At 49.7% G+C, this 14,053-nt stretch carries 11 protein-coding genes; 7 read left to right on the top strand and 4 right to left on the bottom strand.

What is annotated here, in order from left to right; genetic code table 11:
• Nucleotides 1-272: 272 nt before the first annotated feature.
• Together PHH59_RS08435 and PHH59_RS08430 are read left to right on the top strand one after the other, a co-directional pair.
• A complete protein-coding gene (locus PHH59_RS08435) occupies nt 273-2,867 on the top strand; it encodes a YbcC family protein (RefSeq protein ID WP_300014134.1) in 2,595 nt (864 codons plus the stop codon).
• Complete coding sequence (locus PHH59_RS08430; RefSeq protein WP_300014131.1) at nt 2,864-4,777, top strand: proton-conducting transporter membrane subunit; 1,914 nt, start codon at nt 2,864-2,866, stop codon at nt 4,775-4,777. The genes PHH59_RS08435 and PHH59_RS08430 overlap by 4 nt, the downstream gene beginning before the upstream one ends.
• Before the next feature lie 249 nt (nt 4,778-5,026).
• Here PHH59_RS08430 and folP read toward each other — a convergent pair whose 3' ends face one another.
• Nucleotides 5,027-5,842: a dihydropteroate synthase gene (gene folP / locus PHH59_RS08425; RefSeq protein ID WP_300014128.1), complete on the bottom strand. Its 816-nt coding sequence runs from the start codon at nt 5,840-5,842 to the stop codon at nt 5,027-5,029.
• 451 nt (nt 5,843-6,293) lie between these two features.
• On the opposite strand from folP, the gene PHH59_RS08420 reads away from it, so the two are divergent.
• Genes PHH59_RS08420 through PHH59_RS08405 form a run of 4 tightly spaced genes read left to right on the top strand, consistent with a single transcriptional unit; the run spans nt 6,294 to nt 9,491 of the window.
• Nucleotides 6,294-6,830 (top strand): flavoprotein, encoded by a 537-nt coding sequence (locus tag PHH59_RS08420; RefSeq protein ID WP_300014125.1) that lies wholly within the window; start codon nt 6,294-6,296, stop codon nt 6,828-6,830.
• Entirely contained in the window at nt 6,827-8,215 is a 1,389-nt protein-coding gene (locus PHH59_RS08415; RefSeq protein ID WP_300014122.1) for a DUF6513 domain-containing protein, read from the top strand. The genes PHH59_RS08420 and PHH59_RS08415 overlap by 4 nt, the downstream gene beginning before the upstream one ends.
• An 11-nt stretch (nt 8,216-8,226) precedes the next feature.
• Nucleotides 8,227-8,790 carry a DUF447 domain-containing protein gene (locus PHH59_RS08410; protein ID WP_300014119.1) on the top strand — a complete coding sequence of 188 codons (564 nt, stop codon included), beginning with the start codon at nt 8,227-8,229 and terminating at the stop codon, nt 8,788-8,790.
• Nucleotides 8,787-9,491: a (5-formylfuran-3-yl)methyl phosphate synthase gene (locus tag PHH59_RS08405; protein WP_300014116.1), complete on the top strand. Its 705-nt coding sequence runs from the start codon at nt 8,787-8,789 to the stop codon at nt 9,489-9,491. The genes PHH59_RS08410 and PHH59_RS08405 overlap by 4 nt, the downstream gene beginning before the upstream one ends.
• A 180-nt stretch (nt 9,492-9,671) precedes the next feature.
• Here PHH59_RS08405 and PHH59_RS08400 read toward each other — a convergent pair whose 3' ends face one another.
• Together PHH59_RS08400 and PHH59_RS08395 are read right to left on the bottom strand one after the other, a co-directional pair.
• Nucleotides 9,672-9,959, bottom strand: coding sequence for a hypothetical protein (locus PHH59_RS08400; protein ID WP_300014113.1), 288 nt, complete (start codon nt 9,957-9,959; stop codon nt 9,672-9,674).
• 192 nt (nt 9,960-10,151) lie between these two features.
• A complete protein-coding gene (locus tag PHH59_RS08395) occupies nt 10,152-12,398 on the bottom strand; it encodes a hypothetical protein (protein WP_300014109.1) in 2,247 nt (748 codons plus the stop codon).
• A 405-nt stretch (nt 12,399-12,803) separates the two neighbouring features.
• Between PHH59_RS08395 and PHH59_RS08390 the strand changes: the two genes are divergently transcribed.
• Nucleotides 12,804-12,968, top strand: coding sequence for a hypothetical protein (locus PHH59_RS08390; RefSeq protein WP_300014106.1), 165 nt, complete (start codon nt 12,804-12,806; stop codon nt 12,966-12,968).
• A gap of 187 nt (nt 12,969-13,155) precedes the next feature.
• Here the strand turns inward: PHH59_RS08390 and PHH59_RS08385 are convergent, their stop codons facing one another.
• Nucleotides 13,156-13,869: a helix-turn-helix domain-containing protein gene (locus tag PHH59_RS08385; protein ID WP_300014102.1), complete on the bottom strand. Its 714-nt coding sequence runs from the start codon at nt 13,867-13,869 to the stop codon at nt 13,156-13,158.
• Between the last annotated feature and the right edge of the window lie 184 nt (nt 13,870-14,053).

Genomic DNA, 14,053 nt, shown 5'->3' with positions numbered 1-14,053 from the left:
ATAAGCAGGGGATATGAGTATTCCGCTTGACGTAGCCATTTTGCCAACCAATTTGGCAGACATATTTATCAAAAACAAAGGGACATACCAAGATTTGATGTGGGAGTTTAAATGGATGGAATTGGTTTAAATCAACCGTAATGTGGGGCAATACCACCATTGATAAATAGCTTGCGAATAAAAAAATATTAAAATCAATGGCTTGATAGTAGGCATAAATTGTGCTGTGGATATTGTTGCGCAATTCCGCTTTATTTTGCAGGTTTCATGCTATGACAGCCACACATCCTCACGTCCACTCCATACACCATCATGTTTCGGCGGCCGCCGAAGACGCCCCTTTTAATCTCGATAACGTAATCGACCGCATTGCTCACTGGTTGCCTACCCAAGGGCCGATTAAAGATTTTATCCATCACAATACCTTACATGCAGTCCAGCATTACCCGTTTCACAAAGGCATCGCGTTGGCGGGGAAAGTGTTCGGTGCGCGTAGCTATTTGCCACTGGCGGACTATCAGGATTTATATCGGCAAGGACGGATCAAAGATTTTGCGATAGATTGGGCGATTGCCCATTCCCACGTTGGTCATAAAGGCGCGGAGTCCTTGCGCGAACGTTTGTTTGTCGATGACCACACCGCCCATTATCCGCCGATGTCATTGGCGAACCACGGCATCCGCAACCATTGGCTGACCCATTTGGAAGTCGACATAAATTCGCTGGTGCATCCGATTATGTTCCGGTTGTTGGCGAATTTTTTAGATCAAGGCATTAGCCACTGGACCATGCCTAAGCCTAACGAAAGTTTTTGGGATTGTATCCGTCGGTTGGCGCAAAACAGCTTTTTACCTTTGTACCCTTTTCATGAAGCCGGTGTCAGGGACTTGTTAAATCTTGAACCCGAAACGGTGATTTTAACCTGCCTTGATAAAATCGTCGGCTCAGAATCCTTGTATGAACAGTATTTGTTGGAGCTGCTGCTGGCGCATCCCGGCTGGGCGGGGATGGTGCGGCTTATCGAACTCGACCCGAAAATTCTCCTGGAGCGTCGGCAGATTTCCCTGAAAGAAATGCTTGCGGTGGAGCTGATGGCGGAATTGGCTGTCGTCCAGAAAAAACGCGGTCAACATTTTGCCAGCATTGCCAAATTACCGAACTTAAATAAACTGCCATTGCTGAGCGATTACGAGGAAAAAATCGTTATTCCGTTACGGCTGAAAGTTTGGCATGAGGCGATGGAATTTTCGCTGCATGCCGAATTGTTGGCGGCGTTAAAACCACGCGTTGGTCAGGAAATGGCTAAACCCCAAGCGATTGCGCAAGCCTTTTTTTGTATTGATGACCGCGAATGCTCTTTGCGCCGACATTTGGAAGAAACCCATGCCGGTATTGAGACTTTCGGGGCTGCCGGATTTTTTGGCATTGATTTTTTTTACCAAGGCTTTGACGATGCCTATCCGGTTGCGCAATGCCCCAATATTGTTACTCCCAAGCATTTGATCCGGGAAACAAATTTACAAGTCGAAGAAGATTCGGTATCGGTGGCTGACAGTTTTTCGGCTTTGCACATCAAGCCGCATTCGCTGTTGCGGGGTTGGCTGTTTACCCAGCTTTTGGGGATAAGTTATGCCGCACGGATGGTTTGGGACGTTTTCCGCCCCGGGTCACAGTTGTTGAAAATCAAAAAACTCAGTGAAGTAGACTCGCATACCCATCTGCATTTGTTACGCGAGAGTGATGAACCGACTGAAGATGGCAAATTGCTGGGCTTTTCGTTTTCGGAAATGGCGGACAAAATTGAAGGCTTGTTGCGCAATATCGGTTTGACTAAAAATTTTGCACCCTTGGTCGTCGTTGTGGCGCATGGTTCCAGCAGCACCAACAATCCGCATTTTGCCGCTTATGATTGCGGGGCGTGTTCGGGCAAACCCGGCGCACCGAATGCGCGGGCGTTTGCCTGGATGGCGAACCACGAAAATGTCCGGGCAATCCTCGGCGAACGCGGGATTGTCATTCCTGACAGTACATATTTTGTTCCTGCCTTGCACAATACCAGCCGTGATGAAATTGTTTATTTCGATAAGCACTTGTTGCCCCAAACCGTCCATCAGTTGCCGGTATTCCAGCAAGCCATGCAGGAAGCCTTGGAGAAAAACGCCCAAGAGCGTTGCCGGTGGTTTGAATTGGGCCCGCAATCGCCATCTTACGAAGCGGCGCACGAACATGTCCTCACCCGGGCAACGTCGATATTTGAACCTCGGCCTGAACTGAACCATTCCAACAACCTTTACAGCATCGTTGGCAGACGCAGCTTGACTGAGGATTTGTTCCTTGACCGCCGTGCATTCCTGCATTCCTACGATCCCGATTCCGATCCAGAAGGTGTGCTGATTGTAAAAATCCTTTCGGCGATTATTCCTGTGTGCGGCGGCATCAATCTGGAATATCTGTTTTCACGCATTGACAACTCGATCTATGGCGCCGGGACAAAACTGCCGCATAACGTCATCGGCTTGCTGGGCGTGGCGAATGGTGTCGAAGGCGATTTACGCACGGGTTTGCCGTCGCAAATGATTGAAGTCCATGAACCGGCGCGTTTGCTGATTGTGATTGAGCAAACCACCGATATTTTGGATAAGGCCTTCGGCAAACTGGGCGCGTTGACCGAATGGCTGGACAATGACTGGGTAAGGCTGGTGTCCTGCCATCCGGTCAGCCGCGAGTTGTTTTATTATTTCAGCACCGGATGGGAAGCGGTGGATTTGTCAATGATAGGTGATATACCTGAAGATGTGTGTTCGGAAACGATTACTGCCGGGCAAAAAGCCACTATTCCTGTCCACCAATTACGGAGAGCATCATGAATTTACTGTTATTGACTTGCCAATTTTTGCCGTTGGCAGGCTTGCTGCTCATCGCATTGTTGGGCAACAACGAAAAAAGCATCGCCGCGATCAGTTTCTGGGCCACCCATGCCATGGGCCTGAGCATCTTGGCGTTGCTGGTGGTTTGGGCCAAGCACGGGTTTTCGGGCTATGAATTTGAATGGTTCACCTTATATGAACATGGCAGCTACCGCTTCCCTATCCTGTTTTATCTGGATGAAGTGGGCGCGGCTTATCTGTTTGCGATATGGGTCATTTTTTCGATTATCGTGCGCTATTGCCGTAATTATTTGCACCGTGAATCCGGTTACAAACGTTTCTTTTTGACCATTTTCGGGTTTGCGTTCGGCCTGAACATGGTTATTCTGGCGGGTTCCATCGACATGTTGTTTGCGGGTTGGGAAATTGTCGGCATTTCATCGTTTTTATTGATCGCCTTTTACCGTCATCGTGTCCAGCCTGTGCGCAATGCCTTGAGGGCCTATACGGTGTATCGCTTTTGTGACATTGGCCTGTTGCTGGGCGCCTGGATGAGCCATTTGTTGTTCCATGAGAGCGACCATTTCAGCCAGTTGGCGGTGTTGTTTGAGCACAGTGCGCCGTCCCCCGCCAGTTATCCGGCCTTGCTGCTGATGTCCTTGCTGATTTTTATCGCCGCGTCGGGAAAATCGGCGCAATTCCCTTTTTGTTTCTGGCTGCCTAGGGCGATGGAAGGGCCAACGCCGTCGAGCGCGATTTTTTATGGGGCATTGTCCGTGCATTTGGGGGTATTTCTGTTGTTGCGTACCACCCCCATCTGGAGTTACCACATTTTCACGCGCCTGATCGTGTTTTGCATCGGTTTGTTGACGGTAGTCGTTGCCAGTATTTCAGAAAAAACCCAGGCCAATATTAAAGGCCAGATTGCTTATTCGTCGATCACGCAGGTTGGTATTATGTTTATGGAATTAGCGGCTGGTTTGGAAACGCTGGTGTTGTTCCACTTTTTGGGCAATGCGTTTTTACGTTGCTACCAATTACTGGTGTCACCGTCCATTGTCGCGCACATGTTGCGTGTGGAAGGGGCGATTGACACCGAAATGGGCTTTAATACCCAAAACATGCAAAATTATTTGCCCGTGTCCATCCGTGACACCTTGCCGGAGGTTTTGCAAAACACTTTATATGTTTTCGCCTTGCAAGAAGGCAATTTGGAGCGGCTGGTGCGTTCAGTGCTGTGGACGCCTTTAAAACGGATAGGCGCAACCATCAACGCCTGTAAAATCTGGGAAAAATTGCTGGTGGGCGGCAGCGTGTTCGCCGTTTTCGGGTCGCTAATCCATTTTGGCCTTATGGCGGCCCATTTTATGGCGATTCCGGTTGCCCTCATGATGGTTTTGGCATCGCTGAGTGCGTTCAGCCAGAAACACAGCTTCGTCTGGGTTTGGAACGCCATCGCCATGAGCTGTTTGTTGGCGGCGGTGGCCGTGTGGTTGCTCCAGCCCACCGCCCGGATTGATATTTTGTTATTTATGACCGGCATCGTCCCGTCATGGCTGTTGGGCCTGTTGGTGTTAAGCAAACTGCCCGGCAAAGAGCAATTTGCCGATTCGCCCTTTGCCTATCGGGCGATGGCGGAAACCTATCCGGGTTTGGCGATGCTGTTGTTTTTGAGTTTCCTCGGATTGGTGGGCTTCCCCATTACGCCCGCCTTCATTGGCGAGGATTTATTGCTTTACCATGCCAGTACGCAACACGCTTGGATAGCCGCGTTAATCGCCATTTCCTTTGTCATTAACGGGATTGCCGGGGCGAGGGTGTTCCTGCGCTTGTGCATGGGACGGCCTACGGAAATTTGCGACCATGCCGAAATTACCGCGTTGCAGGTGATTTTGCAGTCGCATAAGTAGCCGTTATTTCTTAAGGATAATGTCAACGAAAAGTACGAAAGGTACACGGGGCGGGACAACACAAAACGGTTGGGTGCGAGCAAAGTGATATGTCCACGAAAAACACGAAAAAACACGAAAAAAACTAGATAAATTTTCGTGTTTTTCGTGGAAAAAATTCCTTAGCTTGATGCGTATGGGTTCAAACCCCGTCCCGCGTTCATTTCCCATGAGGTTTTTTTTCGTGTTTTTCGTGAACAGTGCGTCGTATCAACCACGTTGCCTAATCGCCCAAGCCACATCTGCCGCCTGGCGGTTTTCTTTGACATCGTGGACACGGAATATTTTTACTCCAGCCATCACCCCTAATGCTGTGGTCACTGCGGTTGCCGTGACCAATTCGGCGGGTTCGGACACATCACAAATACTGCCCATAAAACGTTTGCGGCTAGTTCCCAGCAACACCGGGAAACCCAGGGCCACCAACACATCCAGATGCGCTAGCAAATCCAGATTGTCCTGTTTGCGTTTGCCAAAACCTATGCCGGGATCAAGGGCGATATTTTTTCTTTCAACACCCGCTGCCAGGGCCGTGGCAATCCGCTCTTGCAATGCGTCGCGCACTTCCCGCACCACATCTTCATAATAAGGGTTATCCTGCATGGTTTTTGGTGTGCCTTGGGTGTGCATCAAAATAATCGGCACATCGGCTTCAGCGGCCAAGGGCAGCATTTCCACATCATTCAGGCCGCCCGAAACATCATTGATCATGTTCGCCCCCGCCTCCACGGCGGTTTTGGCGACGGTGCTGGACGTGGTGTCTATGCTGATCAGCACATCGGTGAATTCGCGGATGGCGTGTATCACCGGAATGACGCGGCGGATTTGTTCTTCCGCAGCTACGGGTTCAGAACCAGGGCGCGTCGATTCGCCACCTATATCAATGACATCCACACCTTCGCCCAGCATTTTTTGCACTTGTCGGACCGCGCTTTCAACATCACTGTAGCGACCACCATCGGAAAAGCTATCGGGCGTGACATTTAAAATTCCCATGATGAGCGGTTTGTAAAACGGGTTGAACATGGCGTGAAGCTCCTGTGCGTACGGGGGGTGTTGATTTTGGTATAAGGGCTGCGGGTAATGGCTGGCTTTATCGGTCAGGGCAAAATCCTAACTGGCCATTATAGGATGTACCCATCTGATTGGGTAAGCGATTATGTAAAAGTTAGATGCTGTCACTATTCAGGGCCTAAGCCGGGGATATTTTTATTGGGCACAAATGGCGCGTGGAAAAGTAATTTTATTGCCGTATTGGCTTTTTGGGCACGTTTGCATAGGGGAAAAATATGCGGCGCATGGGTAATAGTTGATATAAAAACAATTTAAAACAAATAGTTATAGAAGCATAGCCGGATGTTAATTGACCCGAACGCCATCCGCCAAGTTATCTATGCCCTAATTCAAAGCGGTAACCCCGCCGCCGTTGCGATTCGGTTATAATGACTTATTAGACACCACCAATTAGACGGCACCAATGCACAAACCTCGATTAGCCTGGGCGATGACCGGTTCAGGCCACTATATTGAAGACTGTATCGCGTATCTGATGACCTTGGATGCGGTGGACTTGTACATCAGCCCGGCGGGCGAGGAAGTGCTGAAAATGTACCGCATCAAGCTGGATGATCTCCGTGCGAAAATGCCCGTGTACCGCGACAAAGCGGCATCTGCCCCCCCGGTCGGGCTATTTTACAAAGGCTATTACCATACTTTTGTGATGGCGCCGACCACGTCCAACACCGTTGCCAAATGCGTATTGGGCATTGCCGACACGCTAGTGACGAACCTGTATTCGCAAGCGGGCAAATGCCGGATTCCGAGCATCGTTTATCCGTGCGACATTGCGCCGGAAATGGAAACCACGGCACCTGGCGGCAAAGTGATGGTGTATCCGCGCAAGATTGACCTGGAAGGTACGGATAAATTGCGCCAATTTGAATATACCACCGTAGTCGAAAGCGTCGGGGATTTGATCGCAACGATACAAGCCCGTCTGGCTAGCCTGCAATGAGCGGACATATCCTGTTTTTGACCGGTAAGCTGGCGGAAAAACAATTACACCGCATCCTCGAAAAAATGCAGCCGGATTTTACTTACACCGTCCATCAATTGGGGCTAAAAGTCGCGGCTTTGATGACCACCGACATGATTGCGCGGCGTTTGCATGAGACCTTTGGTGCTGACCGGATGATCTTGCCGGGGCGTTGCCGTGGCGATGTGGAAGCCTTGTCGCAACATTTCAAACTGCCCATTATGCGCGGCCCGGAAGAGCTGAAAGATTTGCCGCAGTATTTCGGTAAAAAAGCGCACAGTTACGATTTAAGCCAGTACCATGTAAAAATCTTCGCGGAAATCACCGATGCGCCTCACTTAAGTGTTGACGAAGTCTTGGAACGCGCCCGTTACTATCAACATAACGGCGCCGATGTGATCGACATTGGCTGCTTGCCCAGCACCCCGTTTCCACATTTGGAAGAGCTGATACAGGCCTTGAAACAGGCAGGGTTCCTGGTCAGCATCGACTCGCTGGACGAACAGGATTTGCTGCGCGGCGGCAAGGCGGGGGCGGATTATTTGCTGAGCCTGCACGAATCGACCTTATGGATTGCCGATGAAGTTGCCGGGACCCCGATTTTAATCCCCGAACAACATGAAGATTTGGCTTCGTTAGACCGCGCGATTGCAGGAATGCAAGCAAGAAACCGTGCCTTTATCGTCGATCCTATTCTTGATCCTATCCATTTTGGTTTCACCAAATCCATTGTGCGTTATCATGAGGTCAGAAAAAACCATCCCGATGTGGAGATCATGATGGGGGTGGGCAATATCACCGAATTGACCCACGCCGATACGGTGGGCATGAACGCGGTATTGTTGGGGATTTGTTCGGAACTGGACATCAACCACATTTTGGCGACCGAAGTCAGCCGCCACGCTTGCCGCGCCATTAAAGAAGCCGATGTCGCCCGGCGCATTATGCTCGCCGCCAAAGAGCATGACACCTTGCCCAAGCATATTCATCCGGGTCTGATGACCGCGCATGAACCCGCCCCGTTCCCTTACACGCTGGCGGAAATCCAGGAACTCGCCGCTGACATCAAAGACCCTAGTTTCCGCATCCAGAACAGTAGCGAGGGCCTGCATATTTTCAACCGCGATGGTATGCACAGCGCGACTGACCCGTTCGCCTTGTATCCTAAGCTGCATGTGGAAACCGACGGCGGCCATGCGTTTTATCTGGGGGTGGAATTGGCGCGGGCGGAAATTGCTTGGCAATTGGGCAAACGTTACACCCAAGACCAAGCCCTGGCCTGGGGCTGCGCCACTGACGCAGCCGAAACCCAAGTCGATTTGCACAGCTTTAAGCCAGCCGGAACCACTTTACAGAAGCCATAATTTATAAAAGCATGATTCAAGAAACGATAGTCACCACTCAAAGCGGCGCAGGGCTTGCGCACATAGCCCCGATGGGCGTTCATCTGCAAGAAGACGGTTTTGTCATCCTGCCATTCCGCCCGTCCACGACGCTGGACAACCTGCTGGCAAATCCGGTTGCCGTGTTGAACTATTGCGATGATGTGCGCGTATTTGCCGGTTGCTTGAGCGGGCGCCGGGATTGGCCTTTGCTGGCGGCGGAAAAAGTCGCAGCCCCTGTGTTGGCCTGTGCCTTGGCGCATACCGAAGTCGAAGTGGTGCGTGTAGAGGACGATGCCACCCGCCCCAAATTATTTTGCAAAGCCGTGCATAGCGTCAATCACGCGCCGTTTACCGGTTTTAACCGCGCCCAGTTTGCTGTGCTGGAAGCGGCGATTTTGGTCAGCCGTCTGCATTTGTTGCCGGTGGCAAAAATTGACGCGGAACTGGCGTATCTAAAGATTGGTTTTGATAAGACGGCGGGCGAGAGGGAGCGTGAGGCGTGGGCTTGGTTGATGGACAGGGTCGCCGCTTTCAACGAAGGAGTAAGGGCATGACGGGGATGCTGGCGAGTGTGAAGAGTGTTGAAGAGGCTTTGCTGGTATTGGAGGCACAAGTTGACATCATTGATTTAAAGCAGCCTGCACATGGGGCGTTGGGGGCGTTGGACACCGATACTGTGCTACATATTGTGAAAGCCATTAATCATCGTTGCCCGGTCAGCGCCACTATCGGCGATTTGCCCATGCAGCCGGAAGTGGTGTTTTTTGCCGCCAAAGTCATGGCGGCAACGGGCGTTGATTATATAAAAATCGGTTTTTTCCCAGAAGGGGACTGGATGGCGATCATAGAAAAATTGGCGGTATTAACGCCCCATCACGCCTTGATTGCCGTGTTGTTTGCCGATGCCCAGCCTGATCTAGGCGTGATTAAGGAATTAAAAAAGGCTGGTTTCAAGGGTGTTATGCTGGATACGATGAATAAGCGCAAAGGCTCATTGACCAAGGTGATGACTGAAGTCGAAATTTGCCGGTTTATAACCTTGGCTAAAAAAAGATCATTGCTGTGTGGTCTGGCGGGTTCGTTGCGCAAGAGCGATATTGCCAGATTGTTGGTTTTTAAGCCGGATTATTTGGGGTTTCGAGGGGCTTTGTGTCTGGCGCATGAGAGGGGCGGGCTGTTAAACGAAGCGGCGATTGGGGCTATAAGACGGGCTGTTAGGGCAATGCCTAAAGAGGCTGATGGTGATGCGGGTTAAGGACGTGTTTTAAAGGCGGCACGGAGAGCGTACCCTCTGGGGCATAAAGCCATCCTGCCCGCCGGTTGCGGTCAAGAGACCTAAGCTCCAACAACCGAAAACGCGGCTGTTCAGAGTCTACATGGTACATGAGGAAAGAGGGCGCAGCGCTGCAATCGAACCGCGCAGCAATTTTTATGGCTATTCCAGATCCGTCAAATACATATCGACGAGCAGTTTTTTTTCGGCGGGGGTCAGCAAAATACGCGTGTACGGTTTTTCACTGGATTTAGTTTCAGTGGGAGCATGTTGGTCGCTGGCTCTTCTGAGGATTTTGCGGCGGTCATAAGCGGGTTGTTCCAACCCATGTTTGCGGATAAATTCCAGCCATTCTGGCGAGCCGTAAGGGTAGGGGTTTTGGCGTCGGTCACTGGCACGTCGATTAACGGGCGAGGCTCGCAGGTTTTTTCTTAAGTCAATGATGTTCATAATTATTATTAGCTCCTATCCTGGATATTGCCGGGCTAAATTGAACCGGCTACCAGAATCATAGGTGAGCTAAGATTAAAATTCAACTGTTCTTGTCAGATGCCGGCTATGCACACAAACTGCCATTCCGGTGCTTATTACCGGAATGGCAACGAATGGGCCGCGTTGATAACAGAGCTGTTTAGGAAAGCACTAAGGTTTATTGGCGGTTTTGTTGGTTACCGGAGCGGGGGCTGGTGTTTGGGTTTGCGATGCAGCCTCTGGTTTAGCCGGATTTACAAGCCATTGTTGGGAAAGATTTTTTTGCCAGACAAGCAGCAGTGCGCCAAAGAATATGGCAAGCAATAAATATCTACGCCAAGGTGTTTTTTTATCGGCAAATGGATCGATTAACTGACGCTCGGCATTTTGGGGTAGCTTGGCCGTGCCCGTCAATAATCGTCCGAATGGGATATTGATAAGGGCTTGGGTGTTAATGGCCCAGCCGCAGGCATCAAGGATAGGGGCCAGATTGCGGTGGCGTAGTTTTAATGCCGCAATTAACATTGACGGCCCGGAAATAATCAGCATTATCCCCAGCAAGGCCAAGGGCATTTGCCACCAGACCAGTGACAGGAAACCGCTGGCGATTGAAGCCAGCATCGTGCCTATCGCGCCTACCGCCAAACCTATCGCGGCAAAAATACCGGCAAATCTGGCAATATCAAAAGGAGGGGCCGGGGGGGTTGTTGATGCAGGCGCGGCCGCGACAGCGGTAGTGTTTGCCAGAGTTTTGTCTTGGGCGTCTTTATCGCGGGCGGCGGCAAATTTTTCGATTTGTTCACTGACCATTTTGCCCAAACGCTTGTACGGCGACCAAAAGGCTTGGGAAATGCTGATGGGATGTTCGATGATTTTGACGATGGTGGCATCCCAATCATGTCCTTGGCGGTCATAAAAAATGCCGTTACGTCCCTGCATCAAATTGTCGGAATCCCCTGCGGTGAACGCGGCGGCGATGGTCATCGTTTCCTGGGTCCCGGGGCGGGTGCATTCGCAATAGGCCAGAAATATCAGGCTGGAACTTGCCAGGGCACTATGCTGGGTTACATCCGCCACGCTAAGGCATAAATTGCAACTTCTGCCATCGATATACAAAGTGCCTGCCTGGAAGATGCTGTTAGGGGCGGGCGAGTAAAAATCACGGAAAGAGACGAAGTTGTTAAGCAAGCGATATAAGTCACGGTAGTAATAAATCAGCCGCTCCACGGATTCAATCGCTTCCGCTTCGGCGGTTAAGGCCATATCTTTAGCGATCAATTGGTTTAGCACGTCGTGATAACCGCCTGCCAGTATTGCTTGCAAACGGTCTATGTCTAAGGATTCAAGCGTTCCAGCGGGTTTATTTTGCAACCAACTGTCATAATCGCTAAATTTGCCATTCACTTCCTGCCATTGCGCGAGGCTTAAGTTATCAATATTTCCTAAAAACGGTTTTAAAACCTCTTGGTGCAATTTTGTTATTTGGCTGGCCCAGGCCGGGTTTAGATCAGTAGTTAAAGATAGGGGCTTATCGGCTTCAATTTTGGCTAGGGGCAGGGCGATAAGACCTGCGTCGGTAGGGGATAAATCTTGCAGGCTTATTTGTTCATACTGGGCCACCGAGGGATTCAGCAAGGTGGCCGCCTGTTGGTCGAATGCCGCCAATTGGCAACGGGTAAAATAATCATCGATCTTAGGCTTGACCAGCTTGTAATTTTCGACTGCGGATTTGGTTCCCGCGCCCAGCGGTAAATGATGGCTGGAACTGGCTGAACCTACGTTCCACCAATCGACATAAGTTTGTGCCTGTTCAAAAAAACCATCCACTTGCTCTTGATTGACGCCCATTTCACCACTGCGGTCCAGCACACCTTCGATGCAGCTTAAAATATCCTCAATGACTTGCTGGCTGGCTTCATCGTCTGCGGCTTTTACCGGGATTACGCCATCGCCGTTAAACCGGGTATGGGCAAAAATCTGGGCAATATCGGCGACATCGGCAATTGAAATTTCGTTGGCATCGGCTTTATCGATAATTTTTAAGACCTCCCGCGCAGAAGCCAGCAAATTTGCACCTTCAGGATGGGCTTGGTCTATCGCTGCGAGCGGCAGCACGCTATTGCCTTGCTTCAAATCCAGCGGATTGATCAACCTTGCCGTTGTCCATTGGATGGCGTCAATAATTTCGGGTGCACGGATTCGCCCATCGTTATCACTGTCCAGCAACGCCAGTGTGCGTGGATCAAAATGCAGCCCCTGGGTAGGGCAACTTAACGCCGTCCATAGCTTTTGATCCAAATCAGCTAAAGCGACCAGATCTTCAGTCCTTTCCAGTTTGACTTGATCAAAACCACCCAATCGGACAAATTGCCATTGGTGGGCTTTTTTATCGTTTGCAAAATCGGTTGATGCCGGCATCAAAATCTCCTCATGTTATTAATAGGTCAATGTTGAAAATAACGCGGGTAGTCCCGCAATCGGAATAATAATAGATTTGTCAATAAAATATTGCGATGACTGTACGCCTTGGAGTACGGGCATTCGACCCAATAAATCGGTAGGCTTGACTTTTTACAAATTATTCCGATTGCAGGACTACCATAACGCGGACAGTATAACATCGGTCCAATGCTCCTATAGGGTGCAAGAGAATTAACTATGCCGCTGGATGGAAGCGCATTTTTCAAAATTTTTCGATGCTTTTTTCAAAAAAGCAACAATAGTTGATCCAGCTCAATTTTTTTAAGGGATTTTTTGTTCAAATAGCCCCGCGTCGACGGCATCAACTATCAAATAATTTAATCCTGATGGGGTGGTAACATTATGAATGAAGTAAAAGAAAAAGATAATTTCTGGTTTATTGTTGCTGGTGTAGTGGTGGCGGCTATTGCCGTCATGTTAATGATTAAAGGTAGCGAACACGGCAAGTACGAATCGACAGCCAAAGCGATTGCCGAAGATTCCGCCAATTCGGCCTACCGTAAATAAACATTCTTTTAGAGTGTATCTTGCTAGTTACTGCGTATTCTCTTGGGCTGAGGCAAAAAGACATTGCGGTGGATTCCTCCTGCCGTTGTCAGCCGTGGTTGGTTGATGCCTCAATACAGCCTTTGCAGTAACGAAGCTGAATTTCAGTTGTTATTTTAATCTTCCTCTTTTACAAGCTGTTTAGTCTTCAATCTTTATAGAAGCTAAGCAGCTTTTTTTTGTCTATTATTTTTAAGTGCTTGGCTTTAATCTCAATAATTTCAAGTGATTGGAAATAGTTGAAAATTCTGCTCACGGTTTCATGGGCAATACCCAAATGATTGCCGATTTCCTCACGCGACATGCTCAGGCGAAATTCCAATTCCGAATAACCGCGTATTTTCAGGCGGTCGGAGATATGCAGGATGAATGAAGCCGCGCGTTCTTCAGCGGAGCGTCGGCTTAACAGTATCTTTTGCACTTGAATGTCGAATTGGCTGCACGATCTTTGTAGCAATACTTGATAAAAACCTGGGGTGTTAAGCGTCAACGCCTCAATTTGGCGGGTGGGCAGATGGCAGAAATTGACGGTTTCCAGCGCAATCGCCGTGCAGTTATGTATTTGTGAAGACACGCCATCAAAGCCCAGCAATTCACCGGGAAGAATAAAATCCACGATGATTTCGTTGCCGTTGCGGTCAAAGCTCAGTAATTTTGCACTGCCTGAGCGCAGGGCGATAATGCCTCGGAAGGGGCTGCCGGCATGGTAGATTGCCTCGCCTTTCTGGCGGATGTTGTTACGGTTGACCAGTAGCTTGAGATCGCCGATTTCTGACCTGTTCAAGCCTTTGGGGATACATAATTTGTCGAGGTTACAGTTTTCACAAGTGATTGCTGATTTAGTTGCCAGGGCATTGGACATGTTGGGGGGATTCTTAAAGATTGGGCGGCTAAGGCAAATTCAGGAATAGGGAAGGGCGTAATACCAATCCCAACAAGTTTTCATATTTAAAGCATAGGATTATACTTGAGCTTTAAAGTAAAGACTAAAGAAAGGAGGCCGCCATCTCACGCCCAAAACAATTCCCCTTATCGCTCCAGGCACA

The sequence above is a fragment of the Methylovulum sp. genome, assembly GCF_028687615.1.
Lineage (GTDB): Bacteria > Pseudomonadota > Gammaproteobacteria > Methylococcales > Methylomonadaceae > Methylovulum.
The sequence above is the reverse complement of the archived record's forward strand: the minus strand, read 5'-3'. Positions and strand labels throughout refer to the sequence as shown.

Bases quoted from the DNA above. Each gene is read 5' to 3' on its own strand.
- PHH59_RS08435 (WP_300014134.1), top strand. From the start codon at position 273: ATGACAGCCACACATCCTCACGTCCACTCCATACACCATCATGTTTCG.
- PHH59_RS08430 (WP_300014131.1), top strand. From the start codon at position 2,864: ATGAATTTACTGTTATTGACTTGCCAATTTTTGCCGTTGGCAGGCTTG.
- folP (WP_300014128.1), bottom strand. From the start codon at position 5,842: ATGTTCAACCCGTTTTACAAACCGCTCATCATGGGAATTTTAAATGTC.
- PHH59_RS08420 (WP_300014125.1), top strand. From the start codon at position 6,294: ATGCACAAACCTCGATTAGCCTGGGCGATGACCGGTTCAGGCCACTAT.
- PHH59_RS08415 (WP_300014122.1), top strand. From the start codon at position 6,827: ATGAGCGGACATATCCTGTTTTTGACCGGTAAGCTGGCGGAAAAACAA.
- PHH59_RS08410 (WP_300014119.1), top strand. From the start codon at position 8,227: ATGATTCAAGAAACGATAGTCACCACTCAAAGCGGCGCAGGGCTTGCG.
- PHH59_RS08405 (WP_300014116.1), top strand. From the start codon at position 8,787: ATGACGGGGATGCTGGCGAGTGTGAAGAGTGTTGAAGAGGCTTTGCTG.
- PHH59_RS08400 (WP_300014113.1), bottom strand. From the start codon at position 9,959: ATGAACATCATTGACTTAAGAAAAAACCTGCGAGCCTCGCCCGTTAAT.
- PHH59_RS08395 (WP_300014109.1), bottom strand. From the start codon at position 12,398: ATGCCGGCATCAACCGATTTTGCAAACGATAAAAAAGCCCACCAATGG.
- PHH59_RS08390 (WP_300014106.1), top strand. From the start codon at position 12,804: ATGAATGAAGTAAAAGAAAAAGATAATTTCTGGTTTATTGTTGCTGGT.
- PHH59_RS08385 (WP_300014102.1), bottom strand. From the start codon at position 13,869: ATGTCCAATGCCCTGGCAACTAAATCAGCAATCACTTGTGAAAACTGT.